The sequence below is a fragment of the Roseicyclus persicicus genome (genome assembly GCF_012395815.1).
Taxonomy (GTDB): domain Bacteria; phylum Pseudomonadota; class Alphaproteobacteria; order Rhodobacterales; family Rhodobacteraceae; genus Roseicyclus; species Roseicyclus persicicus.
In genome coordinates this window covers 61,410-85,136 of sequence record NZ_JAAZQQ010000006.1, presented here as the reverse complement: position 1 = coordinate 85,136, position 23,727 = coordinate 61,410, and the positions used below count along the sequence as shown (strand labels likewise).

26 protein-coding genes and 1 tRNA gene are annotated in these 23,727 nt (G+C 70.7%); 20 read left to right on the top strand and 7 right to left on the bottom strand.

Annotated features, from left to right (window positions below; translation table 11 throughout):
* Positions 1 to 167 precede the first annotated feature (167 nt).
* Entirely contained in the window at positions 168 to 779 is a 612-nt protein-coding gene (locus HCU73_RS15765; RefSeq protein ID WP_168624441.1) for a holin-associated N-acetylmuramidase, read from the top strand.
* The gene (locus HCU73_RS15760; protein WP_168624440.1) at positions 770 to 1,327 is read left to right on the top strand and encodes a holin family protein; all 558 of its coding nucleotides are present in this window, start codon (positions 770 to 772) and stop codon (positions 1,325 to 1,327) included. Before HCU73_RS15765 ends, HCU73_RS15760 begins: the two co-directional genes overlap by 10 nt.
* On the opposite strand, the gene HCU73_RS15755 is transcribed toward HCU73_RS15760, so the two are convergent.
* The 3 genes from HCU73_RS15755 to HCU73_RS15745 form a co-directional block, all read right to left on the bottom strand.
* Positions 1,279 to 2,664 carry a M20/M25/M40 family metallo-hydrolase gene (locus HCU73_RS15755; RefSeq protein WP_168624439.1) on the bottom strand — a complete coding sequence of 462 codons (1,386 nt, stop codon included), beginning with the start codon at positions 2,662 to 2,664 and terminating at the stop codon, positions 1,279 to 1,281. The two genes, HCU73_RS15760 and HCU73_RS15755, sit on opposite strands and share 49 nt — an antisense overlap.
* Before the next feature lie 58 nt (positions 2,665 to 2,722).
* Positions 2,723 to 3,067: a hypothetical protein gene (locus HCU73_RS15750; RefSeq protein WP_168624438.1), complete on the bottom strand. Its 345-nt coding sequence runs from the start codon at positions 3,065 to 3,067 to the stop codon at positions 2,723 to 2,725.
* Positions 3,068 to 3,146: 79 nt separating this feature from the next.
* Positions 3,147 to 3,236 (bottom strand) — tRNA-Ser (locus HCU73_RS15745).
* 169 nt (positions 3,237 to 3,405) lie between these two features.
* Here HCU73_RS15745 and HCU73_RS15740 point away from each other — a divergent pair.
* The 9 genes from HCU73_RS15740 (at position 3,406) to HCU73_RS15700 (ending at position 11,507) form a co-directional block, all read left to right on the top strand.
* Complete coding sequence (locus HCU73_RS15740; protein ID WP_168624437.1) at positions 3,406 to 4,305, top strand: DUF2059 domain-containing protein; 900 nt, start codon at positions 3,406 to 3,408, stop codon at positions 4,303 to 4,305.
* Positions 4,306 to 4,506: 201 nt separating this feature from the next.
* Positions 4,507 to 5,133 carry a 50S ribosomal protein L21 gene (locus tag HCU73_RS15735; RefSeq protein ID WP_168624436.1) on the top strand — a complete coding sequence of 209 codons (627 nt, stop codon included), beginning with the start codon at positions 4,507 to 4,509 and terminating at the stop codon, positions 5,131 to 5,133.
* Positions 5,134 to 5,146: 13 nt separating this feature from the next.
* Complete coding sequence (gene rpmA / locus HCU73_RS15730; protein ID WP_168624435.1) at positions 5,147 to 5,416, top strand: 50S ribosomal protein L27; 270 nt, start codon at positions 5,147 to 5,149, stop codon at positions 5,414 to 5,416.
* Positions 5,417 to 5,568: 152 nt separating this feature from the next.
* A complete protein-coding gene (locus tag HCU73_RS15725; RefSeq protein WP_168624434.1) occupies positions 5,569 to 6,108 on the top strand; it encodes a GNAT family N-acetyltransferase in 540 nt (179 codons plus the stop codon).
* Between the two features lie 99 nt (positions 6,109 to 6,207).
* On the top strand, positions 6,208 to 7,245 hold the full coding sequence (gene obgE, locus HCU73_RS15720) for a GTPase ObgE (RefSeq protein ID WP_168624433.1): 1,038 nt from the start codon (positions 6,208 to 6,210) through the stop codon (positions 7,243 to 7,245).
* A gap of 11 nt (positions 7,246 to 7,256) precedes the next feature.
* Positions 7,257 to 8,363, top strand: coding sequence for a glutamate 5-kinase (proB, locus tag HCU73_RS15715; RefSeq protein WP_338052132.1), 1,107 nt, complete (start codon positions 7,257 to 7,259; stop codon positions 8,361 to 8,363).
* Between the two features lie 4 nt (positions 8,364 to 8,367).
* Entirely contained in the window at positions 8,368 to 8,895 is a 528-nt protein-coding gene (locus HCU73_RS15710; RefSeq protein ID WP_168624431.1) for an antibiotic biosynthesis monooxygenase family protein, read from the top strand.
* 71 nt (positions 8,896 to 8,966) lie between these two features.
* Positions 8,967 to 10,247 (top strand): glutamate-5-semialdehyde dehydrogenase, encoded by a 1,281-nt coding sequence (locus HCU73_RS15705; RefSeq protein WP_168624430.1) that lies wholly within the window; start codon positions 8,967 to 8,969, stop codon positions 10,245 to 10,247.
* Positions 10,248 to 10,319: 72 nt separating this feature from the next.
* A complete protein-coding gene (locus HCU73_RS15700; protein ID WP_168624429.1) occupies positions 10,320 to 11,507 on the top strand; it encodes a trans-sulfuration enzyme family protein in 1,188 nt (395 codons plus the stop codon).
* Positions 11,508 to 11,514: 7 nt separating this feature from the next.
* Here HCU73_RS15700 and HCU73_RS15695 read toward each other — a convergent pair whose 3' ends face one another.
* Together HCU73_RS15695 and HCU73_RS15690 are read right to left on the bottom strand one after the other, a co-directional pair.
* The gene (locus HCU73_RS15695; RefSeq protein WP_168624428.1) at positions 11,515 to 11,883 is read right to left on the bottom strand and encodes a hypothetical protein; all 369 of its coding nucleotides are present in this window, start codon (positions 11,881 to 11,883) and stop codon (positions 11,515 to 11,517) included.
* Positions 11,880 to 12,221: a hypothetical protein gene (locus tag HCU73_RS15690; protein ID WP_168624427.1), complete on the bottom strand. Its 342-nt coding sequence runs from the start codon at positions 12,219 to 12,221 to the stop codon at positions 11,880 to 11,882. The genes HCU73_RS15695 and HCU73_RS15690 overlap by 4 nt, the downstream gene beginning before the upstream one ends.
* 292 nt (positions 12,222 to 12,513) lie before the next feature.
* Here HCU73_RS15690 and HCU73_RS15685 point away from each other — a divergent pair, with 292 nt between their 5' ends.
* The 7 genes from HCU73_RS15685 (at position 12,514) to phoB (ending at position 19,968) form a co-directional block, all read left to right on the top strand.
* On the top strand, positions 12,514 to 13,596 hold the full coding sequence (locus tag HCU73_RS15685) for an ATP-binding protein (protein WP_168624426.1): 1,083 nt from the start codon (positions 12,514 to 12,516) through the stop codon (positions 13,594 to 13,596).
* Positions 13,597 to 13,772: 176 nt separating this feature from the next.
* Positions 13,773 to 14,813 carry a substrate-binding domain-containing protein gene (locus tag HCU73_RS15680; protein ID WP_168624425.1) on the top strand — a complete coding sequence of 347 codons (1,041 nt, stop codon included), beginning with the start codon at positions 13,773 to 13,775 and terminating at the stop codon, positions 14,811 to 14,813.
* Between the two features lie 103 nt (positions 14,814 to 14,916).
* A complete protein-coding gene (pstC, locus tag HCU73_RS15675; protein WP_168624424.1) occupies positions 14,917 to 16,377 on the top strand; it encodes a phosphate ABC transporter permease subunit PstC in 1,461 nt (486 codons plus the stop codon).
* Entirely contained in the window at positions 16,374 to 17,708 is a 1,335-nt protein-coding gene (gene pstA / locus HCU73_RS15670) for a phosphate ABC transporter permease PstA (RefSeq protein ID WP_168624423.1), read from the top strand. The genes pstC and pstA overlap by 4 nt, the downstream gene beginning before the upstream one ends.
* A gap of 29 nt (positions 17,709 to 17,737) precedes the next feature.
* Positions 17,738 to 18,526, top strand: a complete 789-nt coding sequence (pstB, locus tag HCU73_RS15665; protein WP_420853589.1) for a phosphate ABC transporter ATP-binding protein PstB — start codon at positions 17,738 to 17,740, stop codon at positions 18,524 to 18,526.
* A gap of 26 nt (positions 18,527 to 18,552) precedes the next feature.
* A complete protein-coding gene (phoU, locus tag HCU73_RS15660) occupies positions 18,553 to 19,269 on the top strand; it encodes a phosphate signaling complex protein PhoU (protein ID WP_168624422.1) in 717 nt (238 codons plus the stop codon).
* Between the two features lie 12 nt (positions 19,270 to 19,281).
* Positions 19,282 to 19,968 carry a phosphate regulon transcriptional regulator PhoB gene (phoB, locus tag HCU73_RS15655; RefSeq protein WP_168624421.1) on the top strand — a complete coding sequence of 229 codons (687 nt, stop codon included), beginning with the start codon at positions 19,282 to 19,284 and terminating at the stop codon, positions 19,966 to 19,968.
* Here the strand turns inward: phoB and HCU73_RS15650 are convergent.
* Entirely contained in the window at positions 19,953 to 20,882 is a 930-nt protein-coding gene (locus tag HCU73_RS15650; protein ID WP_168624420.1) for an amidohydrolase family protein, read from the bottom strand. The two genes, phoB and HCU73_RS15650, sit on opposite strands and share 16 nt — an antisense overlap.
* A gap of 301 nt (positions 20,883 to 21,183) precedes the next feature.
* Between HCU73_RS15650 and aroQ the strand changes: the two genes are divergently transcribed.
* Both aroQ and HCU73_RS15640 read left to right on the top strand, forming a co-directional pair.
* The gene (gene aroQ / locus HCU73_RS15645) at positions 21,184 to 21,633 is read left to right on the top strand and encodes a type II 3-dehydroquinate dehydratase (RefSeq protein ID WP_168624419.1); all 450 of its coding nucleotides are present in this window, start codon (positions 21,184 to 21,186) and stop codon (positions 21,631 to 21,633) included.
* A complete protein-coding gene (locus HCU73_RS15640; RefSeq protein ID WP_168624418.1) occupies positions 21,630 to 22,436 on the top strand; it encodes a helix-turn-helix transcriptional regulator in 807 nt (268 codons plus the stop codon). Before aroQ ends, HCU73_RS15640 begins: the two co-directional genes overlap by 4 nt.
* Before the next feature lie 347 nt (positions 22,437 to 22,783).
* Here the strand turns inward: HCU73_RS15640 and tsf are convergent, their stop codons facing one another.
* Positions 22,784 to 23,659 carry a translation elongation factor Ts gene (tsf, locus tag HCU73_RS15635; RefSeq protein ID WP_168624417.1) on the bottom strand — a complete coding sequence of 292 codons (876 nt, stop codon included), beginning with the start codon at positions 23,657 to 23,659 and terminating at the stop codon, positions 22,784 to 22,786.
* Positions 23,660 to 23,727 lie beyond the last annotated feature (68 nt).

Genomic DNA, 23,727 nt, shown 5'->3' with positions numbered 1-23,727 from the left:
CTGGCGCGGCGCGGGCCTCTTGAGGGGCGGTGTGCCTTGGACGGGCGTTGCTCCGGAAGAGCGTATTTTTGGAAAGATGAAGGGGGGAGCCGGGTTTCGTTAACCCGGCCTTAGGGGTTTCGCGGCTAGGGTCGGGGCAGATGTAACCGAGCATGGAGGGCGGGCCCATGCAGTCGGTTCGTTCACTGGCGGAAGAGATCGTGGCGCGCGAAGGCGGCTACGTGAATGACCCGGACGATCCGGGCGGGGCGACCAATTTCGGCGTGACCATCCACACGATGCGCGCGCTGGGGCTGGACCTCGACCGGGACGGGGATGTGGATGCGGGCGACGTGCGGCGGCTGGGCCGGGCGCAGGCGGTCGACATCTTCGTCGCGGAGTATTTCGAGCGGCCGCGCATCGGGATGCTGCCCGAGGCGTTGCAGCCGACCGTGTTCGACATGTACGTGAACGCGGGCTCGAACGCGGTGCGGATCCTGCAGCGGCTCTTGCGCGACATGGGGCTCGACATCGCCGTCGACGGGGTGATCGGGCCGCAGACGGCGCGGGCGGCCCATGCGGCGCTGGCGCAGGCGCCCGACCACCTGGTCGACGCCTACGGCATCGCGCGGCGGAACTACTACTACGCCATCGGCGACCGCCGCCCGGCGAGCCGAAAATACGCGCGCCGGCGCGATGGCGGCAAGGGCGGCTGGATCCTGCGGGCCGAGACCTTCATCGCGCCGCGCTGGCACCTGACGGAGGCCGAGCATCGCGCCCGGGTGGCGGCATGGGACTGATCGACCGGGCCGTGGGCGTGGGCCGCGCCGCCGAGGCCATCGGGGAGGCGGCCGAAGGGATCTCGGAGGTCTTCGTGCCCAACGCGACGCGGGCGATGGAGCTGAACGCCGAGATCCATCGCGCCACGATGGAAACGGCGGCGGCCGAGTTCCAGTTCGCCACCGGCGGCTGGTTCGACCGCGGGATCAACGGGTTGAACCGGCTGCCGCGGCCGATGCTGGCCTTGGGGACCATCGGGCTGTTCGTCTACGCGATGGTGGACCCGGTGGGCTTTGCCGCGCGGATGGTGGGGCTCGACGCGGTACCGGAGCCGCTGTGGTGGCTGCTCGGCGCGATCGTCAGCTTCTACTTCGGCGCACGGGAGCTGCATTACCTGCGCGTGGCCCCGGCACCGCGCCGGCCGCTGCGGGCGCCCTGGCGGCGCGGGGTGGAGCAGGCGCCGGCGGACGACCCGGTGGCGACGAACCCGGCCCTGTCGGCCTGGCGCAATGCGGGCGGTCAGGACAGCCCGAGTACCTCGGGCGAGGCTTCGCCGAGATCCCAGTAGAGCCCGGCCATGAGCCCCGCCGCGTCGGGGAAGATCGCGGCCGGCAGGTGCTCGTCGGGGGCGTGCTGGGAGCAGCCGGGGTAGGAGTGGGGCACCCAGACGGTGGGCAGGCCCAGCACTTCGGTGAAGATGTCGTTCGGCAGCGAGCCGCCGAGGGAGGGCAGGACCACCGGCTCAGCCCCCTGGGTGCGGGCGACCGACGCGGCGGCGAAGCGGGCGGCGGGGTGGTCGACGGGCGTGGCAGAGGCGCGGAAGCGGGGGCCCTGTTCCTCGATCTCGATGTCGGCGAAGCCGTGGGCGTCGAGATGGGCGCGCAGCGCTTCGGCGAGGCGGGTGTCGTCGATGCCGGGGACATAGCGCAGCTGCACCACCGCCTCGGCGCGGTCGGGGATGGCGTTGACCGGATGCGCGATGTCGCCGGCGGAGAAGGCCAGGATCTCGGCCGAATTCCAGGCGTGGATGCGCTCGGCGGGCGTGAGGCCCTCGGCGCCCCAGTCGGGGTCCACCTCGCCGCCGGCGGGGGTGAGGCCGGCGAGCGCCGCGCGGGCCGCTTCGGGAATGCCCTCGGGCACCCAGCCCGGCACCTGCAGCGCGCCGGTGGCGGAGGTGAGGGAGGCGAGCGCATGGGCCAGTTCCAGCGCGGGGTTCCTCAGCGCGCCGCCGAAATTGCCGGAATGCCGCCCGCCCTGGCGCCGTTTCAGACGCAGCCGGAAGGTGGCGCCGCCGCGGGCGCCGAGGAAGATCGTGGGGGTGTCGGCGTCGACCCGCGGCCCGTCGGAGGCGACCAGCAGGTCGGCCTTGAGGTGCGGCTTCAGCCGCTCGCAGACCTTGCGCAGGCCGGGCGAGCCGATCTCCTCGCCCATCTCGATCAGCACATGGGCGTTGAACCCCAGCGACCCGCGCGCCAGCAGCACCGCCTGCAGCGCGGTCATGTTGACCAGCATCTGGCCCTTGTTGTCGGCGATCCCGCGCCCGTACCAGCGCCCCGTGGCGGCGTCCTCGGTCAGCGCCCAGGGGTCGCGGCCGGCGGCCCAGCGGCCCTCCATCCCCGGCACGGTGTCGCCATGGGCATAGCCGAGGACCGTCGGGCGCGCGCGGTCCTCGATGCGCGAGGCGACGAGGAAGGGGCGGCCATCGGAGCTGTAGCCCTGGGTCTCGAAGCCCATCGCGGCGAAGCCCTGCGCGACATGGGCGAGATAGGCGTGCAGGGGCGCGTCGGGGCGACTTGCGTCGGTCGGGAAGGCGATCAGGTCGGCCAGCGCCGCGCGGAAGGCGTCATCCCGCGCGATGTCGCGGGCCAGCGTGACCGCGGCGTCGCGGGAGGTGATGTCAAGCATGGTCCGGACCCCCTAGTGGCAGGCAGCGGGGTCAGTGTGACAGGAGGGGCCGGGGGCCTCAAGCCTTCTCCTCGGCCCAGGGCGCGGGCACGCGCCGGCCCTGCACCCGCGCCTCGCCACGCTCGTTGTCGAGCACCACGGGGGCATCGAACAGGCGCAGCGTCGGGCGCACGCCGAAGCGGCCCTCCATCCAGTCGGCCCAGCCCTCGTTGAACCAGGCCTCGGCGTCGGCGCGGGTGGCGAACTCGTAGATCCCGCCGCCGCCCGCGTCGCTGTCGAGGTAGTACTTGCGGCGCAGGCCCCGGACCTTGTGGAAGATGCGGGTGCTGTCGAGCGACTGCCGGATCATCTCGTCGGGGGCCCGGCGGGCGGGCAGGGGAATCTCGACGAGGGCGAGGATCATCAGGGGGTCTCCTTCCGGTGCGGGAAGGAGGGTAGCGCCCGGGCCCCGGGGGGCAATGGTTGCGCCTGCAAGGGAGAAGTGGCGGAGAGACAGGGATTCGAACCCTGGGTGGGCTTGCACCCACAACGGTTTTCGAGACCGCCCCGTTCGACCGCTCCGGCACCTCTCCGCGCTTCGGGTCAGGGTCAGTAGGGCGGGCATTTAGCGGCAGCCGCGCGGGGGCGCAAGGGGTCTTGGGCGGCGGCGGGCCGCTCACGTTTGCGCAAGCGGCCGGGCGGGGGCATGGAAATCCCGCGCGGGGCGCGCCATGTTGCAGGCAGGACCCCAGAGAGACCGGAGTGACCATGCGCCTGCCCTCGATCCTCGCCCTGCCCATCGCCCTGATGCCGCTTGCGGCGCTGCCCGTGCCCGCGCTGGCCCAGCAGGGCGCGGGCGAGGCACAGCTGGTGGAGCCCGCGGGCCGGCTGGCCGAGGCGGCGCCCGAGCTGCGCGCGCTGTTCGAGGCGATGGGCCTCTACACCATCCTCGAGGTGATGGCGACCGAGGGGCTGGCCGCGGGGCCCGACCTGCAGGCCGACATGTTCCCGGGGCAGGGCGGCAGCGCCTGGCCCGCCGTGGTGGCCGGCATCTACTCGGTCGAGCGGATGGTGGCGACCTTCGAGGAGGCGGTGCCGCTCGACCGGCTGACGCCCGAGATGGTGGCCGAGCTGCAGGCCTTCTACGACAGCGACCTGGGCCGGCGCGTGGCCGCGGGCGAGATCGCGGCGCGGCAGGCCTTCCTCGAGCCCGGCGTGGAGGAGGCAGCGACCGAACTGGCCCGGACCCGCGCCGCCGAGGGCGCGCCGCGGATCGCACTCCTGACCGAGTTCATCGCGGTGAACGACCTGGTGGAGCGCAACGTGTCGGGCGCGCTCAACTCGAACTTCGCCTTCTACCGCGGGCTGTCGGAGGGCGGCGCCTTCGAGGCCGAGATCCCTGAGGAGCTGATGCTGGCCGAGGTCTGGGGGCAGGAGCCCGAGATCCGCACCGACACGACCGACTGGCTGTTCGCCTACCAGACGCTCGCCTACGAGGATCTGACCGACGCCGAGATGGCGACCTATACCGCGATGTCGGCGACGCCCGCGGGCCAGACGCTGAACGCGATCCTGTTCGAGGGCTTCGACGTGCTGTTCGAGGAGATCAGCCACGACCTCGGCCGGGCGGCGGCGGGCTTCATCGCGGGCGAGGATACCTGAGGCGGTCGCCCGCGGTCCCGGCTTGACAGCGCGGGGCGGTTGGGGCACATGCAGGCCTCCATCGCCGCCCGCCCATCGGGCGGCTTTGGGTTTTGATGTGACACGTCCCGAGAGGGGCGCGCAGCCCGAGGCGGAGATCCCTCCGACAACGCCTGCCACGGCAGGGGCCACAGGGCGCGGCAGAAAAAGGAACCGATTGCGATGTTCGCAGTCCTGAAGACGGGCGGCAAGCAGTACAAGGTGCAGGCGGGTGACGTCCTGCGCGTGGAAAAGCTGGCTGCAGAGGCGGGTGACACCGTCCAGTTCAACGAGATTCTCATGCTTGGCGGCGAGACCCCGACCGTGGGCAGCCCGATGATCACCGGCGCGGCCGTGCAGGCCACCGTGATCGAGCAGATCAAGGGCGAGAAGCTGATCCACTACGTCAAGCGCCGCCGCAAGCATTCGTCGCAGCGCACCAAGGGCCACCGCCAGAAGCTGACGCTGGTGCGGATCACCGACATCCTTGCCTCGGGCGCGGACGCCACCGGCGTCAAGGCCGCCATCGGCGCGGGCTCGGCCCCGGCCGCCGCTGCCGCCGCCCCCGCCGCGGCTGCACCCAAGAAGGCCGCCAAGGCCGCCGCCGCCACCGGCGACGACCTCAAGGCGCTGTCGGGCGTCGGCCCGGCGCTGGAGAAGAAGCTGCACGAGGCCGGCGTGACCAGCTTCGCGCAGATCGCCGCCTGGGGCCCCGAGGACATCGCGGCCTTCGACGAGAAACTGAACTTCAAGGGCCGGATCGAGCGCGAAGGCTGGGTCGACCAGGCCAAGGCGCTGGCGCAGGGCTAAGGAGAGAGACGAGATGGCACACAAGAAAGCAGGTGGCAGCTCCCGCAACGGCCGCGACAGCGCGGGCCGTCGGCTCGGCGTCAAGATGTTCGGCGGCCAGGAGGTCATCCCGGGCAACATCATCGTGCGCCAGCGCGGGACCAAGTGGCACCCCGGCACCGGCGTGGGCATGGGCAAGGACCACACCATCTTCGCGGTGGTCGAGGGTCGCGTGTCCTTTGCCAAGGGCCTGAAGGGCCGCACCTTCATTTCCGTGGTTCCGGAGGCGGAGGCCGCCGAGTAACCGCTGACTCCAGCCGGATCAGAGCGTTACGAGGGGCCGGCGGGATCGACCGGCCCCTTCGCTATTTCGTGACGTTCTTGTGCGAGGCTTGCGGAGGACCCACCTCAAGAGGCAGGCGGGAGCAGACGCCCGGTTCGGAGGAGGACCGACAGATGAAACAGGAAACCATCGTCGCGCAGGCCGTGATCGAGACACCGCGCATGGTGCTGAGGTCGCTCAGGGCCTCGGATGCGGGGCTCGTGCATTTCTACGCGTCCGACAAGCGCGTGGCCGACATGACGACCACGATTCCCCACCCCTATCCGCCGGGCGCGGCCGAGCAGTTCGTGACCCGCGCCACCCGGCCCGACCGGACCGAGTTCGTCTGGGCGATGGACGCGGCCGAGATGGGCGGGTCGGAGCTGATGGGGCTGATCACGCTCAAGCAGATGGACCGCGACCAGTCCGAGATCGGCTACTGGGTGGCACCCACGATGTGGAACACCGGGCTCGCCTCCGAGGCGGTGCGCGGGCTGATCGCGGCCAACCCGCTGGGCAACACGGCGATCTTCGCCAGCGTGTTCCAGGACAACCCGGGCTCGGCACGGGTGCTGACCAACGCGGGCTTCGACTACCTGGGCGATGCCGAGGCCTTCTCGGTCGCGCGCAATGCCAAGGTGGCAACCTGGACCTATCTGAAACGGCTGGCGTAGCGCGGCGGCCTCGGTGTATCGACAGCCGGGGGCGCTGCCCCCGGACCCCCGGAGTATTTCCGAAGCAAAGATGGGGGCTTTGCGCAGTCGGACGCTGACATGAAGTTCCTCGATCTCGCCAAGGTCTATATCCGCTCGGGCAGCGGGGGCGGCGGCTGCGTGTCGTTCCGGCGCGAGAAGTTCGTGGAGTTCGGCGGCCCCGACGGCGGCGACGGCGGCCGCGGCGGCGATGTCTGGGCCGAGGCCGTGGACGGGCTGAACACGCTGATCGATTTCCGCTACCAGCAGCATTTCTTCGCCAAGAACGGCCAGCCGGGCATGGGCCGGCAGCGCTCGGGCAAGGATGGCGACGACATCGTGCTGCGGGTGCCCGCGGGCACCGAGATCCTCGACGAGGACGAGGAGACGGTGATCGCCGACCTGACCGAGGTGGGCCAGCGGGTGCTGCTGGCCAAGGGCGGCAACGGCGGCTTCGGCAACCTGCATTTCAAGAGCGCGACCAACCAGGCGCCGCGCCGCGCCAACCCCGGGCAGGAGGGGGTGGAGCGCACGATCTGGCTCAGGCTGAAGCTGATCGCGGACGTGGGCCTGCTGGGCCTGCCCAACGCGGGCAAGTCCACCTTCCTCGCCGCGACGTCGAACGCGCGGCCGAAGATCGCCGACTACCCCTTCACCACGCTGCACCCGAACCTCGGGGTCGTGGGCGTCGACAACGTGGAATTCGTGGTCGCCGACATCCCCGGCCTGATCGAGGGCGCGCATGAGGGCAGGGGGCTCGGCGACCTGTTCCTCGGCCATGTGGAGCGCTGCGCGGTGCTCCTGCACCTGATCGACGGCACCTCCGAGGACGTGGTCGAGGATTACGAGATCATCATCGGGGAGCTCGAGGCCTATGGCGGGGACCTTGCCGACAAGCCGCGGGTGACGGTGCTGAACAAGATCGACGCGCTGACCGACGAGGAGGTCGCCGAGAAGCGCGCCGCGCTCGAGGACGCCGCGGGCGGGCCGGTGATGGCCATGTCGGGGGTGGCGCGGACGGGTCTCCTGGAGGTGCTGCGCACGCTCCGCGCCCGGATCGACGCCGACCGCCTGCGCCACCGCGACGCACGCGAGGAGCCGCAGCCGTGGCGGCCCTGACCGAAACGCGGATCCCCGAGCTGACCGCCGCCCGGCGCCTGGTGGTCAAGATCGGCTCGGCGCTGCTGGTGGACCGGCACACCGGCGCGCTCAAGGCCGAGTGGCTGCGCGCGCTGGCCGAGGACGTGGCGGGGCTGAAGGCGCGGGGCATGGACGTGATCCTGGTGTCCTCGGGCTCGATCGCACTGGGGCGCGGGGTTCTGGCGCTGGGGCAGGGGGCGCTGTCGCTCGACGAGGCGCAGGCGGCCGCCGCCGTGGGCCAGATCCGGCTCGCCCGCGCCTACGAGGAGGTCTTTGCCCCGCACGGTATCGTCACCGCGCAGATCCTGCTGACGCTGGACGATTCGGCCGACCGGCGGCGCTACCTCAACACGCGGGCGACGATGGCGGCGCTGCTGGGCCGCGGCGTGGTGCCGATCGTGAACGAGAACGACACCATCGCCACCGACGAGATCCGCTACGGCGACAACGACCGGCTGGCGGCGAATGTCGCCGTGATGGCGGGGGCGGACATCTGCGTGCTCCTGTCCGACATCGACGGGCTCTACACCGCCAACCCGCGTGAGGACGCGGGCGCGCGCCACCTGCCCGTGGTCGAGGCGATCACGCCCGAGATCGAGGCGATGGCGGGCGATGCGGGCACCGGCCTGTCCAAGGGCGGCATGAAGACCAAGCTGATGGCCGCGCGCACCGCCACCGCGGCGGGCTGTGCCATGGCGATTTCCGAGGGCTCGGTGCTCCGGCCGCTGACGGCGCTGGCCACCGGGGCGCGGGCGACCTGGTTCACCGCGACGCTCGACCCGCAGACGGCGCGCAAGCGCTGGATCTCGGCGATGAAGCCCAAGGGCACGCTCCGTCTCGACGCGGGCGCGGTGGCGGCGATGGGCAAGGGCAAGTCGCTCCTGCCCGCCGGGGTGACGGCCGTCACCGGCAGCTTCGAGCGCGGCGACCCGGTGGCGCTGGAAGGCCCCGACGGCGCGCGGCTCGGCCTCGGGCTCAGCCGCTACACCGCCGCCGAGGCCCGCGCCATCGCCGGCCACCGCTCCGACGAGATCGCGGCGATCCTCGGCTACCCGGGCCGCGCGGCGCTGGTGCACCGCGACGACATGGCGGTGTGACGCGATGCACGGCCTGTTCTTCGACGTCCAGCCGAAGCCGGGGCACATGGTGCACTACTTCGACCATGTCGCGCGGCTGAAGCCGGTGCTGGCCCGCCACGAGGGCCTCCTGTTCCTCGACCGCTACCGCCCGCTGGACGACCCGGACGCCCTGCTGTCGCACCAGCTCTGGGCCGACGAGGCGGCGCTGGCGGCCTGGCGGGCCGACCCGACCCACCGCGCCAGCCAGTCGGCCGGGCGCAAGATCCACTTCGACGCCTACCGCATCCGGGTCGGCGAACAGGTGATCCCGCGCGCGGGCGAGGCCGGCCGCTTCCTCGTCGCCACCTACGGCCCCGCGCCCGCACCCGCCGGCCGCGCCTACGAAAGCGTCAACCATCCCGGCCGCTTCATCACGCTCGCCGCCCATGACAGCGCCGAGGCTGCCATCGCGGCGTTGCAGGACACAAGCGCAGACGAGGTCCGCGTCTTCCGCATCGCCCGCGACTACACCCTGACCGACCGGGCCGAGGCGCCGCCGCGCCCGGACTGACGCGCGGTCCGCCCTTCATCTTTCCGAAAATACGCCTATCCTGCCCCCTCCACCCGACCCCGAGGCCCGCCATGAACGACCTGACCCCCGACGCCGCCCAGGACATCCCCGGCCTGATGCGCGAGATCGGGGCGCGGGCGCGGTCCGCCGCGGCCGAGCTGGCCTTCGCGTCGTCCGAGGCCAAGGCGCGGGCGCTCGGGGCCGCGGCCGCCGCGGTCGAGGCGCGGGCCGACGAGATCGTCGCGGCCAATGACAAGGACATGGACTTCGGGCGCGACAAGGGGCTGTCGGCGGCGATGCTCGACCGGCTCCGGCTCGACGCGGGCCGCATCGCGGGCATCGTGGCCGGCCTGCGCGCCGTGGCGGCGCAGGCCGATCCCGTGGGCTCGGTGATGGCCGAATGGGACATGCCCTCGGGCCTGCACATCCGCCGCGTGCGCACGCCGCTCGGCGTCATCGGGGTGATCTACGAAAGCCGCCCCAACGTGACCGCCGACGCCGGCGCGCTGTGCCTGAAGTCGGGCAACGCGGTGATCCTGCGCGGCGGCTCCGAGAGCTTCCATTCCTCGGGCGTGCTGGTCGACTGCCTCAAGGACGGGCTGCGCGCCGCGGGCCTGCCCGAGGACGCGGTGCAGCTGGTGCCGACCCGCGACCGGGCGGCGGTGCGCGAGCTCCTGACCATGACCGGGTTCGTGGACGTGATCGTGCCCCGCGGCGGCAAGGGCCTCGTGGGGCTGGTGCAGGCCGAGGCGCGGGTGCCGGTCTTCGCGCATCTCGAGGGCATCTGCCACATCTACATCGACCGCGCCGCCGACCCCGAAAAGGCGCTGCGGGTGACGCTGAACGCCAAGACGCGCCGCACCGGCATCTGCGGCGCCGCCGAATGCCTGCTGATCCACCGCGACGTGGCGGACACGATCGGGCAGGGCGTGGTGCGCGCGCTGGTCGACGCGGGCGTCGAGGTGCGGGGCGACGCGATCTTGCAGAAGATCCCGGGCGTGGTGCCCGCGCAGGAGGACGACTGGGGCCGCGAGTTTCTCGACATGGTCATCGCCGCGCGCGTGGTCGACGACATCGACGACGCCATCGCCCACATCCGCCGCTACGGGTCCAGCCACACCGAGAGCATCCTGACCGAGGACGACGCCGCGGCCGAGCGGTTCTTCCAGCGGCTCGACAGCGCGATCCTGATGCGCAACGCCTCGACCCAGTTCGCCGATGGCGGCGAGTTCGGGATGGGGGCCGAGATCGGCATCGCCACCGGCAAGCTGCACGCCCGCGGACCCGTGGGCGCCGAGCAGCTGACCTCGTTCAAGTATCTCGTGACCGGAGACGGCACGACCCGCCCCTGAAAAATCTTCTGGAAGATTTTCCTTTTCGCCGAATTTTCTAGAAAATTCGGCCGCATGACTGATGGAGACGACATGACCGACCGCCGCAACGACCGCCCCCAGACGCTTGTCCGCCGGATGCCCCTCCGCGAAGGCGTCAGCCGCGCGGTCGTCACCCCGATCCAGCCCTCGGTGGTCTACGCCTCGCCCTCGATCGACATGCTGCACGCCCAGTACGAGGGCCGCGCGCAGGGCTACACCTACGCCCGCGAGGGGCACCCCAACGCCACGCTGCTGGCGCAGAAGATCGACATGCTGGAAGGCGCCGAGGGCGGCCTGATCACCGGCTCGGGCATGTCGGCGGTGACGGCGGCGATCATGGGGCTGCTGGGCGCGGGCGACCACATCATCGGGGCCGACCAGCTCTATGGCCGGTCGCTGCGCCTGATGCACCAGGACCTCGCCCGCTTCGGCATCGGCACCACCGTGGTCGACCCGACGAAACCCGAGGCGCTGCGCGCCGCGATCCGGCCCGAGACCAAGATGATCCTCGTCGAGGTCGTGTCGAACCCCACGCTGCGGGTAGCCGACATGGAGGGCATCCTCGCCGTGGCGAAGGAGGCGGGCGTGCGCGTCGCGGTCGACAACACCTTCACCACGCCGATCGGCTACCGGCCCTTCGACCACGGCGCCGACATCGTGATCCATTCCGTCACCAAGCTGCTGGCCGGCCATTCCGACGTGACGCTTGGCTATGTCGCGGCCCGCGATCCCGCCGACCGCAAGGCGATCTACGACTTCGCCGTGACCACCGGCCTGACGCCCAGCCCCTACGAATGCTGGCTGGCCGAGCGCGGGCTCTATACCTTCCCGCTGCGCTTCGACCGGGCCGAGGCGAACGCCCGCGCGCTGGCCGACTGGCTGGCCGACCAGCCCAAGGTGGCGCAGGTGCTGTATCCGGGCCGTGCCGACCACCCCGACCATGCGCTCGCCGCGGCGCTGCTGAACGGGCGTTACGGCAACATGGTCAGCTTCCGCATCCACGGCGATGCGGCGGCGGCGAACCGGATGGTCGAGGCGATGCCGCAGATGGCCTTTGCCCCGACGCTAGGCGACGTGGGCACCACGCTCAGCCACCCGCCGTCGTCCTCGCACCGGGGCCTGACGCCCGAGGGGCGCGCCGCGCTCGGCATCACCGACGGGTTCTTCCGCGTCTCGGTGGGGATCGAGGATCTCGGGCTCCTGACCGCGGATTTCGAGGCCGGGCTGGCGGCGGTCTGACCGGGCGTCAGCCGGGGCAGCGCAGCCATTCGTAGGCGTTGCCCTCGACGACCTGCAACAGGCCCCGGTCGGTCGGCATCACGATGCGGTAGCCGCCGTCCCAGGTGGTGCCCTCGCCGGCGCAGGTGGCGCGGAACCGCACCGCGTCCATGCCGGGAATCGGGAACGGCTCGGACAGGGTGCAGGTGGTCTCCACCCCGATGACCTGCGCCCCGACCACGCCGAGCGCGCCGCCGTCGCCCCCCAGCGTCCGGCAATCCCAGCGCGTCCCCGGCAGGTCGGGGTAGTACAGCCCCTGCACCCGGTCGAGCAGGCTCTGCCCCGCGGCGGGCGCGGCCAGCCCCGCGGCCAGCAGGATGCCGGCCAGCCCCCTCACAGCGAATGCAGCGGCGAGGAGCCGTCGAGGATGATGACGTCGAAATTCAGGTTCGGCGACTGCGCCGCCACCTCGCGGCGGATCAGGTTGGCGCTCGGCAGCCGGTCGACCAGCGCCAGGTAGCGGCCGCGGTAGCCCGCCTGCGTCAGAAGGCGCGCGAGGTCGAGCGCGTCGAACACCGGGGTCAGCAGGGGCGCGAGCACGAGGGCAGGGGCCTCGGGCCCGGCCAGCGCCTCGTCGGCGAGCCGGTCGTAGGCGATCCGGCGGATGCGCGAGTCGGGCGACAGCACGTGCCGGGGAAGGCCGGTCAGGGCCTCGGGGCTGAGCGCGACGGCCAAGACCCGCTGCGCGGAAGACTCACACGACGCGTCCGAGCGATTGGCCGGCGTCATCTGACGCCTGTCTCGTCCGTCCATTTTCTGCACCATTCACGGGCGGTTGAAGACATGTCGGGCCACGCCGTCGTGGCCCCCGGTCGCCTGCCGCCCAAGGTCGACACCCCGGAAGCTAGCGGATAATCCTTTCTTTGGCAAAGATAACTTCTACGGATGCAACATATTCGCCGGCGTTGCCAAGCCCGGGCATTTGCGTCACAGCCATGGGCAGGGCGAGTGCCGGAGATGTCGCGCGATGACCGAGGGAACGCTGGCAGAGGTGATGGAGGCGGTGCCGGAGCCGATGCTCTACCTGTCCGCCGAGGGCGAGGTGGCGCTGGCGAATCCGGCCGCCCGGGCGCTGCTCGGCGACTGGATCGTGGGCCGCAGCTGCGCCACGGTGCTGCGGCAGCCGGGGCTTCTGGGCCGGATCGAGGCGGTGCAGGCCGGCGGCGCCCCGGGCGAGGCGCGGCTGCAGCTGACCGACCAGACCGGCGAGACCCAGTTCCGCGTGCGGATCACGCCCACCGGCCCCGCCGGCCCGCGCGGGCAGCGGGCGCTGATGCTGCATTTCACCGACGTCACCCATCTGCGCGAGGCCGAGGAGATGCGCCGCGACTTCGTGGCGAACGTCAGCCACGAGCTGCGCACGCCCCTGACGGCCGTGCTGGGCTTCATCGAGACGCTGCGCGGCCCCGCAAAGGACGACACCGCCGCGCGCGAGCGGTTCCTCGGCATCATGGAGGCCGAGGCGCGGCGCATGAACCGGCTGGTCTCGGACCTGCTGTCGCTCAGCCGCGTCGAGGCGCAGGAGCGCCAGCGCCCCTCGACCGAGGTCGACCTCAAGGCGGTGCTGGAGGGCGTGATCGCCGCGCTGAAGCCCACCGCCGAGGACCGCGGCAACGCGCTGGCGCTGGAGACGCTGCCGCCCGACCCGGGCCTGATCCACGCGCGCGTGGCCGAGGGCTACCGCCTCAAGGGCGACCGCGACCAGCTGATGCAGGTGTTCCTGAACCTGACCGAGAACGCGCTGAAATACGGCGGCGCGGGCAAGCCCGTGACCCTGCGGCTGGGCTGGCGGGAGGGGTCGGGCAACCTCAAGGGGCCGGTGCTGTCGGTCGAGGTGATCGACCGGGGCGAGGGCATCGACCCGCTGCACCTGCCGCGACTCACCGAGCGATTCTACCGCGTCGACACCCACCGCAGCCGCGCCATGGGCGGCACGGGGCTGGGGCTTGCCATCGTGAAGCACATCGTCAACCGCCACCGCGGCCGGCTGCGGATCGACTCCCGCCCCGGGCAAGGCAGCGTTTTCACGGTGCTTTTGCCGCCGGAATAGGGGCTTGGCCGGCGCCGGCCGGGCAGCCCGCGGCACCGGCGGCGGGGCAGGGGCGGCGGCTGTCATGAAACTGTTACGTATCCGTCACAAAAGCATTGCGCGCGACCGATACCCGGCGGCCCAAGGATGCGCGTTCGGCTGCATCCGGGATGACTGACAAACCTCAGGAGAGCTTCATGTCGCTCGCAAAACTTTCCGTGTCGGCGCTGGCCGTCGCCGCCGTGTCCGCCACCGGTGCCGTGGCCCAGAGCCGCGACAACGTGCAGATCGCCGGCTCCTCGACGGTGCTGCCCTACGCCTCGATCGTCGCCGAAGCCTTCGGCGAGAACTTCGATTTCCCGACCCCGGTGGTCGAATCGGGCGGCTCCTCGACCGGTCTGCGCCGCTTCTGCGAGGGCGTCGGCGAGAACACCATCGACATCGCCAACTCCTCGCGCAGCATCCGCGAGTCGGAGCTGGAGACCTGCGCCGCCAATGGCGTGACCGACATCATCGAGGTCCGCTTCGGCTATGACGGCATCGTCTTCGCCAGCGACATCAACGGCCCGTCCTTCGCGTTCACCCCGTCCGACTGGTACCTCGCGCTGGCCGCGAACCTGCCGGTCGACGGCGCCATGGTCGCCAACCCGAACACCAGCTGGGACCAGGTCCGCGCCGACCTGCCCGCGCAGGGCATCGCCGCCTACATCCCCGGCACCCGCCACGGCACCCGCGAGGTGTTCGACCTCAACGTGATCCTGCAGGGCTGCGAGGATTCGGGCGCGCTGGCCGCCATGACCGCCATGGGCATGGACGAGGACGCCGCCGAGGAAGCCTGCATGGAGATCCGCGCCGACGGCGTGTCGGTCGACATCGACGGCGACTACACCGAGACGCTGGCCCGCATCGCCGCCAACCCCGAGGGGATCGGCGTGTTCGGCCTCGCCTTCTACCAGAACAACACCGACCGCCTGCAGGTCGCCACGATGTCGGGCATCGAGCCCACCGTCGAGACGATCGCCTCGGGCGACTACCCGGTGTCGCGCCCGCTGTTCTTCTACATCAAGGCGGCCCACATCGGCGTGATCCCCGGCCTGAAGGAATACGCCGAGTTCTTCGTCTCCGACGACATCGCCGGCCCCTTCGGCCCGCTGGCGGCCTACGGCCTCGTCTCCGACCCGGAGCTGGCCGAGGTGCAGGCCACCGTCGCCAACGAAGTGACCATGGGCGGCATGTGATCGCCTGACGACAGCGGCGGGGGGCGGTCTTCGCGCGCGCCCCCCGCCTCGACCTGCCAAGCCCCGGGCCCCGGCCCGGGCGCCGTTTCACAAGGACCCCCCAATGCCGCTGCTCTGGCTCTTCGTGATCGTCCTCGCGCTCGGCGCCCTGGGCTTCGTGCTCGGCCGGCAGCGCGCCATCGCGAGCGCGGGGGGCGACGCGCGGCAGCTGCATTCGCTGCCGAACTACTACGGCAGCAACGTGGCCATACTGACCGTCGTGCCGGCGCTGATGGTGCTGGCGGTCTGGCTGATCCTGCAGCCCATGGTGATCCAGGCCCGCGTGACCAGCCTGATCCCCGAGGCCGCGATCGAGCAGATCGGCTCGCGCAGCCTGGTGATGAGCGACGTGCGCCGGGTGGCCGAGGGGCTCGACACCGCGGTCGCGGCGGGCGCCCTGAGCGAGGCCGAGACCCGCGGCCTCAGCACCGACGAGACCGACGTGCGCGCCCGGCTGGGCGAGGTCGGCGTGGCGCTCGGCGGCGCGGTGACGCCCGAGGTGCTGGCCGCCGCCCTGCGCTACCGCGCGCTCGACCACACCGCCGACACGCTGCGCAGCGGGCTGGTGATCGTGCTGGCGGCCCTCGGGCTGGCCTACGGCTACCTGCGCACGCGGCAGGAATTCCGCGCCCGCAACTCGGTGGAGCGCGCGATCCTCGCGCTGCTGATGCTGGCCTCGACGCTCGCCATCCTGACCACGGTCGGGATCGTGTTCTCGATGCTGTTCGAGACCTTCAACTTCTTCGAGCTCTACCCCTGGCGCGAGTTCTTCTTCGGCCTGGAATGGCGCCCCTCCTTCGAGGGCGGCTCGGACCTCGGGCTGATCCCGCTGTTGTGGGGCACGCTCTACATCTCGATCATCGCGCTGCTGGTGTCGGTGCCGATCGGCCTGTTCGCCGCCATCTACATGGCCGAATACGCCGGCAAACGGTTCCGCGCCGTCGCCAAGCCCCTGATCGAGGTGCTGGCCGGCATCCCGACCATCGTCTACGGCCTGTTCGCCCTCATCACCGTCGGCCCGCTCCTGCGCGACTACTTCGCCCAGCCGCTGGGCCTCGGCACCTCGTCGTCCTCGGTGATGACGGCGGGCGTCGTCATGGGCATCATGCTGATCCCCTTCGTGTCGTCGCTGTCGGACGACATCATCAACGCGGTGCCGCAGTCGCTGCGCGACGGCTCCTATGGCCTCGGGGCAACCCAGTCCGAGACGGTGCGCCAGGTGATCCTGCCCGCCGCGCTGCCCGGGATCGTGGGCGCCATCCTGCTGGCCGCGTCGCGCGCCATCGGCGAGACCATGATCGTGGTGCTGGGGGCAGGGGCCGCCGCCGCCCTGTCGCTGAACCCCTTCGAGGCGATGACGACGGTCACGGTCAAGATCGTCGGCCAGCTGACCGGCGACACCAACTTCGAGAGCCCCGAGGCACTGGTTGCCTTCGCGCTCGGCCTGACGCTGTTCGTCATCACGCTGGGGCTGAACGTCCTCGCCCTCTACATCGTGCGCAAGTACCGGGAGCAGTACGAATGACCGACGCGACCGCAAACGCCCCCGCGCGGTCCCTCTTCACCGAGGACGCCCGCACGAAGAAGCGCAACCGCGCCGAGGCCCGGTTCCGGGCCTACGGGCTGGCCGCCGTCATCGTCGGCCTGCTGGCGCTGGTGATGCTGCTGGTCTCGATCCTGTCGAACGGGATGTCGGCCTTCCGGCAGACCTTCCTGACGATCCCGGTGGAACTGACCGAGGCGCGGCTCGACCCGCAGGGCAACCGCGACCCCGCCGAGATGGCGGCCGTCACCACCTTCGGCTACCTGCCGGTGCTGGCGCAGTCCTACATCGACCACGTCGAGAGCCTGGGGATCGAGCATGACCTGAGCCCGCAGGCCATGGCCGCGATGATCTCGGGCGAGGCCCCGGCGCAGCTGCGGTCGCTGGTGCTGGAGGACCCGAGCCTCGTGGGCCAGACCGTCACGCTGCGGGTGCTCGTCAGCGGGCGGATCGACGGCTTCTTCAAGGGCCGCGTGACCATGGCCAGCGCCGAGCGCGACGCCAACGTCACGCCCGAGCAGCTGCAGCTGGCGCAGGCGCTGGCCGAGGTGGGCGTGATCGAGACGCGCTTCAACTGGTCCTTCGTGACCGCACCCGACGCGTCGGGCCAGCGCCCCGAGGCGGCGGGCCTCGGCGTCGCGATCCTGGGCTCGTTCTACATGATGCTGGTGGTGCTGGTGCTGTCGCTGCCGATCGGCGTGGCGGCCTCGATCTACCTCGAGGAATTCGCGCCCAAGAACCGGCTGACCGACCTGATCGAGGTGAACATCTCGAACCTCGCCGCGGTGCCGTCGATCGTGTTCGGCATCCTCGGCCTCGCCATCTTCATCAACTTCGCGGGGCTGCCGCAGTCGGCGCCCATCGTCGGCGGCCTCGTGCTGACGCTGATGACCCTGCCGACCATCATCATCGCCACCCGGGCGTCCTTGCGCGCCGTGCCGCCGTCGATCCGCGAGGCGGCGCTGGGGGTGGGGGCGTCCAAGATGCAGGCGGTGTTCCACCACGTGCTGCCGCTGGCCGCGCCCGGCATCCTGACCGGCACCATCATCGGGCTTGCGCAGGCGCTGGGGGAAACCGCGCCGCTCCTGCTGATCGGGATGGTCGCCTTCGTGCGCGACTACCCCGCCGCGCCGCCCGAGGGCCTGTTCGACCCGGCCTCGGCGCTGCCGGTGCAGGTCTACCAGTGGACCCAGCGCTCGGACCCGGCCTTCGTGGAACGGGCGTCGGGGGCGATCATCGTCCTCCTCGTCTTCCTGATCGTCATGAACGCGATCGCCGTGCTGCTCCGGCGCCGCTTTGAACGTCGCTGGTGAGCGCGATGGAGGATACCCATATGAACGACATGCGCATGACGGAGCGGGGCGTGGACAGCAAGAACATCAAGATGAAGGCCCGCAAGGTGCAGGTCTTCTACGGCACCAACCACGCGATCAAGGACGTGGACGTCGACATCGAGGACAAGACCGTGACGGCCTTCATCGGCCCGTCGGGCTGCGGCAAGTCGACCTTCCTGCGCTGCCTCAACCGGATGAACGACACCATCGACATCTGCCGCGTCGAGGGCGAGATCACGCTGGACGGCGAGGACATCTACGACCGCAAGGTCGACCCGGTGCAGCTGCGCGCCAAGGTCGGCATGGTGTTCCAGAAGCCCAACCCGTTCCCCAAGTCGATCTACGACAACGTCGCCTACGGCCCCCGCATTCACGGGCTGGCCCGCGGCAAGGCGGAACTGGACGAGATCGTCGAGAAGTCGCTGCGCCGCGCGGCGATCTGGAACGAGGTGAAGGACCGGCTGGACGCCCCCGGCACCGGCCTGTCGGGCGGCCAGCAGCAGCGCCTTTGCATCGCGCGCGCCATCGCCACCGGCCCCGAGGTGCTGCTGATGGACGAGCCCTGTTCCGCGCTCGACCCGATCGCCACGGCCCAGGTCGAGGAGCTGATCGACGAGCTGCGCGAGCGCTTCTCGGTGGTCATCGTGACCCACTCGATGCAGCAGGCCGCCCGCGTCAGCCAGAAGACCGCCTTCTTCCACCTCGGCAACCTGGTGGAATACGGCGAGACGTCCAAGATCTTCACCAATCCCGACGATCCGCGCACGGAAAGCTACATCACCGGCCGGATCGGTTGAGCCAGAGCAGGGCAGGGGAGGCTAACATGCCGCATTCCGAACATATCGTCTCGAGCTTCGACCGCGACCTCGAGGGCATCCAGGCGCAGATCATGCGCATGGGGGGCCTCGTGGAAGAGGCCATCGCCAAGGCCACCGAGGCGCTCGAGGCGCGCGACCCCGAGCTCGCCCGCGCAGTCCGCGACGGCGACAAGGCCATCGACGCGCTGGACGAGCGGGTGAACGACGAGGCCGCCCGCATCATCGCGCAGCGCCAGCCCATCGCCCGCGACCTGCGCACCGTGCTGACGGTGTTCCGGGTGTCGAACAACCTGGAGCGCATCGGCGACTACGCCAAGAACATCGCCAAGCGCACCGAGACCATCATCGACCAGCCGCCCGTCAACGGCACCGCCGCCTCGCTGCGGCGCATGGCCCGGCAGGTGGAGCTGATGCTGAAGGACGTGCTGGACGCCTACATCCAGCGCGACGCCGGCCTCGCCATGGACGTGCGGATGCGCGACCGCGACGTCGACCAGATGTATTCGGCGCTGTTCCGCGAATACCTGACCTTCATGCTGGAGGATCCGCGCAACATCACCACCTGCATGCACCTGCATTTCATGGCCAAGAACATCGAGCGCATGGGCGACCACGTCACCTCGATCGCCGAGCAGGTGATCTACCTCGTCACCGGCGACTTGCCCGAGGACGAGCGCCCGAAGGAAGACAGCACCCCGCACGACGCGGGCGTGGGCCGGTAAGGGGCAGGGGCCATGGCCGGCGAGCCGACGGTTCTGGTGGTCGAGGACGAGCCCGCGCAGCGGGAGGTTCTGGCCTACAACATCCAGGCCGAGGGCTACCAGGTGATGACCGCCGAGGCGGGCGACGAGGCGCTGGTGATCGTGCGCGAGACGCCGCCCGACGTGATCGTGCTGGACTGGATGCTGCCCCATGTGTCCGGCATCGAGGTCTGCCGGCAGCTCAAGATGGGCGCCGAGACGGCGCGCATCCCGATCATCATGCTGTCGGCGCGGTCCGAGGAGGTCGACAAGATCCGCGGGCTGGAGACCGGCGCCGACGACTACATCACCAAGCCCTATTCGGTGGCCGAGCTGCTGGCGCGGCTGCGCACGCAGCTCCGGCGCGTGCGGCCGGCGTCGGTGGGCGAGCGGCTGGACTACGAGGACATCGTGGTCGACCTGGCCGAGCACCGCGTCTACCGCAACGGCGAGGAGCTGAAGCTGGGCCCGACCGAGTTCCGCCTCCTGACGGCCTTCATGGAGCGGCCGGGCCGCGTCTGGAGCCGCGAACAGCTGCTCGACCGGGTCTGGGGCCGCGACATCTACGTCGACAGCCGCACCGTCGACGTGCATGTCGGCCGGCTGCGCAAGGCGCTGAAGGCGGGCGACCACGGCGACCCGATCCGCACCGTGCGCGGCGCGGGCTACGCGCTCGGCTGATCCAGGCCGTAGACGCGCACAGCGGTGCCGCGGAACACGGCGGGCAGGGCGGCGGCGTCGATCCGCGCGACCGCCGCGACGCTGTCGCGCAGGACGTTTTCGTAAGGTTTTGCAAGGCATTCCACGGGGAAGTTCGAGCCCCACATGAGCCTGTCGGCCCCGAATTCCGCCATCAGATGCGCGACCATCGGCGCGATGGTCCCGGCGGTCCAGCCCGCGTCGAACATGCCCCAGCCGGACAGTTTGACCGAAACCTGCGGAAGCTTGGCCAGACGCGCCGTACCGTCGCGCCACACCGCATCGGCGCCGTGCCGGGGGCTGCCGGCATGGTCGAGGATCACGGGCATCTCGGGGTGCGCGGCAAAGACCTCGGCGGCCTCGGCCATCTGCTCGGGGTAGCATTGCAGGTCGAAAGACAGGCCGGCGGCGGCCACCTGCGCAAGACCCGCGCGCCAGGCGGGGTCGGACAGGAGCGGCCGTGCGGCGAAGCTGAGGGCGGGCTGGCCGGGCAGGTGGCTGACGATCTGGCGCACGCCGGTGAAGCCCGGCGTTTCGCGGTGCCGCGCCAGCGTGGCCGCCACGTCGCCGCGCGCCAGGTCGACGAGACCGACGATCGCAACGCGATGCGCGCCGGCGGTTTCGTGGACGAAGCGCGTTTCGGCCACCGGGTCGGGCAGGGCGCCGTCGGTCTGCACATGGACCGAGGCTGCGGGCGGCAGCGGCGCCTCGGCCAGGAACTCGGGCCAGAGGTAGTCGCGCTGGATCGGGGTCGGGTCGCCGAAGGGCTTGGGCGCGCCGATGTCGCGCAGCCAGCCATAGCCGATCTCGTCGCCGCGGCTGTCCGGCGCCCAGACATGGTGATGGGCGTCGATGTAGCCGAAGGGGAGCAGGTCCGTCAGCGCGGGGCTGGTCACGTGTGTTTATCCTGTAATCATGATTATGTTAATTATAGATGCATCCAGATCGGGCATCCCGTGGATCAGCCCTGCCTCAGACCGCCCTGCATTTCAAGCGCCTTCCGTGCGCGGGCCCTCGGCACATCGCTGCAAGAACGCCCCGCAGATACCTGATAACGTTGGACAACCTGTCGCCCATCGGCGGTCGCCGTTGCGCGGCCGTCGTGCAACACATCCTGCAACCCCTTGACGTAGCGCCACTTTCCCGCCTTCCTCCGCGTCGGGATTGGCGCCTATGCTGGGCGCAAAGGGATGGCACATGAATATTCTGGTCTTGAATGGCCCGAACCTGAACCTGCTTGGCACGCGGGAACCGGCGATTTACGGCACCACGACGCTGGCCGACATCGAGGCCGCCTGCGCGGCCCACGCCGCGCGGCTGGGCCTCGCGGTCACCTGCGCGCAGTCCAACCACGAAGGCGCGCTGATCGACCACCTGCACGCCGCGCGCGGCGCCATGGCGGGCGTCGTCCTGAACGCGGGCGCCTACACGCACACCTCCGTCGCGCTGCGCGACGCGATCACGGCGACCGAGCTGCCGGTGGTCGAGCTGCACCTGTCCAACACCCATGCCCGGGAGAGCTTTCGCCACGTCTCGCTGATCGCGCCGGTCTGTCTGGGCGTGATCCAGGGGTTCGGGGCACGCGGCTACGGCCTCGCGCTCGAGGCGCTCCATGGCCACCTGACCGGAGCGCCGTTGCCGACATGAGACTGCTTCGCCCCTACCTGCAGATGACCACGGTCGAGGACCTCTGGGCCCACCACACCCGCGTGATGGCGGGCTTCGGCTTCGACCGGCTGTTCTACGCCTTCAACGCGTTCCGCGGCACCGGGCTCTATGACAACCCCGAGGACGCGCTGCTGCTGACCAACATGCCGACGGATTACGTCGAGGCCTATGTCAATGGCGGCATGTTCCGCGACGGGGTGATGCTCCGCTGGGCGATCCAGAACACCGGCACCGCCTCCTGGGCCGAGGTCTACGCGCAGGTCAAGGACCAGCCGCAGACCGAGGGCGAGCGCGCGATGCGCGCGCTGAACGAGCGGCACGGGATCCTGGCGGGCTACACGATCAGCTTTCCGATGGCGATCAAGAACGCCAACGCCGGCATCGGCATGGCCGTGGGCAAGGGCATGACCCAGGCCGACGCCGACGCGATCTGGGCCGAGCACGGGCCCGACATCGAGATCATCAACCACGTCGCGCACCTGTGCATCCTGCAGCTGCCGGCGACGGGCCAGCGCACGCTCCTGACCCCGCGCCAGGCCGAGGTGCTGGAGCTGGTGGCCGACGGCAAGACGATGCAGGACATCGCGCTGATCCTCGACCGCAACGTGGCGACGGTGGAAAAGCATCTGCGCGGCGCGCGCGACGCGCTGGGGGTCGAGACCACGGCGCAGGCGGTGCGCAAGGCGTCGATCCTGAACCAAATCTTCCGGCTGGACCCCAAGGGCCCCTCGACGCCCCCCACCCCGCCCCGGATGATCGGCACGGTCGGCCAGCGCGGCTGATCGCGGGTAAGGATTCCCTCCGTTTCCAAATCGCGGGCCGCGGGGCACGCTGCCCGCGTTCCACGAGTGATGGCGATTTGCCAGGAACGCAGAGGGGGTCGTCCGCGGTTTTCTCCCGCGTCAGCGGCCCCGTCCGGGCAACCGGACAGGCACGTCCCGCGGCGCAATTTCGCCCCGGTGCGCGCTTCTTGGACAGGGCCGGCGCGCTATCCCCATGTCCCATGCGCCGCGCCCGAAACGGCGGCGCCGCCCATCCCTGGCGGCGCCGCTTGCCGTTCGGGGGAACGGAAAACGGGGCAGAGATCGCCCCCTGCCCCGTCCGTCACTGTCCCGGCGTCGGGAAAGGCTCAGCCCTTGACGGCCTTGGCCACTTCCTCGGCGAAGTTCTCTTCCTTCTTCTCGATCCCCTCGCCGACCTCGAGCCGGACGAAGCCGGTGATCGTGGCGCCGGCATCCTTGGCGGCGGCGCCGACGGTCTGGTCGGGGTTGATGACGAAGGCCTGGTTCACCAGCGTGATCTCGGCGAGATACTTCTTCATCCGGCCTTCGATCATCTTCTCGATCACGGCCTCGGGCTTGCCCGATTCGCGCGCGATGTCGATCTGGACCTGGCGCTCCTTCTCGACCATCGCGGGGTCGACGGCGGCCTCGTCCAGCGCGGCGGGGTTCACCGCGGCCACATGCATCGCCACCTGGCGGGCAAAGGCCTCGTCGCCGCCGGTCATCGCGACCAGCACGCCGATCTTGCCCATGCCGGGGGCGGCGGCGTTGTGCACGTAGGACACCACGGTGTCGCCCGAGATCTTGGCCATGCGGCGCAGCGCCATGTTCTCGCCGATCTTGGCGATGGCGTCGGTGATGACGGTCTCGACCGGCTTGCCGCCGATCTGGACGGCCTTCAGGCCCTCGACGTCATCGGCGCCGAGCGCGGCCTCGGAGATGCTGGCCACCATGGCCTGGAACTCCCCGTTCTTGGCCACGAAGTCGGTTTCCGAGTTCACCTCGACCGCGACGCCGGTGCCGCCCGAGACGGCGACGGCCACGAGGCCCTCGGCGGCGGTGCGGCCCGATTTCTTGGCGGCCTTGGCCAGACCCTTGGTGCGCAGCCAGTCGACCGCGGCCTCCATGTCGCCGTCGGTCTCGGTCAGCGCCTTCTTGGCGTCCATCATGCCTGCGCCCGTCGCTTCGCGCAGTTCCTTCACCATTGCAGCGGTAATCGCCATTGCGATGTCTCCTGAATCTTCAGCGTCCTGCGCGCGGGTGATGCCCCGCGCGCGTGTCAATCCGGTGA

Bases quoted from the DNA above. Each gene is read 5' to 3' on its own strand.
- aroQ (WP_168624419.1), top strand. From the start codon at position 21,184: ATGAATATTCTGGTCTTGAATGGCCCGAACCTGAACCTGCTTGGCACG.
- HCU73_RS15685 (WP_168624426.1), top strand. From the start codon at position 12,514: ATGACCGAGGGAACGCTGGCAGAGGTGATGGAGGCGGTGCCGGAGCCG.
- HCU73_RS15760 (WP_168624440.1), top strand. From the start codon at position 770: ATGGGACTGATCGACCGGGCCGTGGGCGTGGGCCGCGCCGCCGAGGCC.
- pstB (WP_420853589.1), top strand. From the start codon at position 17,738: ATGCGCATGACGGAGCGGGGCGTGGACAGCAAGAACATCAAGATGAAG.
- phoU (WP_168624422.1), top strand. From the start codon at position 18,553: ATGCCGCATTCCGAACATATCGTCTCGAGCTTCGACCGCGACCTCGAG.
- phoB (WP_168624421.1), top strand. From the start codon at position 19,282: ATGGCCGGCGAGCCGACGGTTCTGGTGGTCGAGGACGAGCCCGCGCAG.
- HCU73_RS15705 (WP_168624430.1), top strand. From the start codon at position 8,967: ATGAACGACCTGACCCCCGACGCCGCCCAGGACATCCCCGGCCTGATG.
- HCU73_RS15710 (WP_168624431.1), top strand. From the start codon at position 8,368: ATGCACGGCCTGTTCTTCGACGTCCAGCCGAAGCCGGGGCACATGGTG.
- tsf (WP_168624417.1), bottom strand. From the start codon at position 23,659: ATGGCGATTACCGCTGCAATGGTGAAGGAACTGCGCGAAGCGACGGGC.
- HCU73_RS15735 (WP_168624436.1), top strand. From the start codon at position 4,507: ATGTTCGCAGTCCTGAAGACGGGCGGCAAGCAGTACAAGGTGCAGGCG.
- HCU73_RS15680 (WP_168624425.1), top strand. From the start codon at position 13,773: ATGTCGCTCGCAAAACTTTCCGTGTCGGCGCTGGCCGTCGCCGCCGTG.
- obgE (WP_168624433.1), top strand. From the start codon at position 6,208: ATGAAGTTCCTCGATCTCGCCAAGGTCTATATCCGCTCGGGCAGCGGG.
- HCU73_RS15700 (WP_168624429.1), top strand. From the start codon at position 10,320: ATGACCGACCGCCGCAACGACCGCCCCCAGACGCTTGTCCGCCGGATG.
- pstC (WP_168624424.1), top strand. From the start codon at position 14,917: ATGCCGCTGCTCTGGCTCTTCGTGATCGTCCTCGCGCTCGGCGCCCTG.
- HCU73_RS15765 (WP_168624441.1), top strand. From the start codon at position 168: ATGCAGTCGGTTCGTTCACTGGCGGAAGAGATCGTGGCGCGCGAAGGC.
- rpmA (WP_168624435.1), top strand. From the start codon at position 5,147: ATGGCACACAAGAAAGCAGGTGGCAGCTCCCGCAACGGCCGCGACAGC.
- HCU73_RS15755 (WP_168624439.1), bottom strand. From the start codon at position 2,664: ATGCTTGACATCACCTCCCGCGACGCCGCGGTCACGCTGGCCCGCGAC.
- pstA (WP_168624423.1), top strand. From the start codon at position 16,374: ATGACCGACGCGACCGCAAACGCCCCCGCGCGGTCCCTCTTCACCGAG.
- HCU73_RS15725 (WP_168624434.1), top strand. From the start codon at position 5,569: ATGAAACAGGAAACCATCGTCGCGCAGGCCGTGATCGAGACACCGCGC.
- HCU73_RS15640 (WP_168624418.1), top strand. From the start codon at position 21,630: ATGAGACTGCTTCGCCCCTACCTGCAGATGACCACGGTCGAGGACCTC.
- HCU73_RS15750 (WP_168624438.1), bottom strand. From the start codon at position 3,067: ATGATCCTCGCCCTCGTCGAGATTCCCCTGCCCGCCCGCCGGGCCCCC.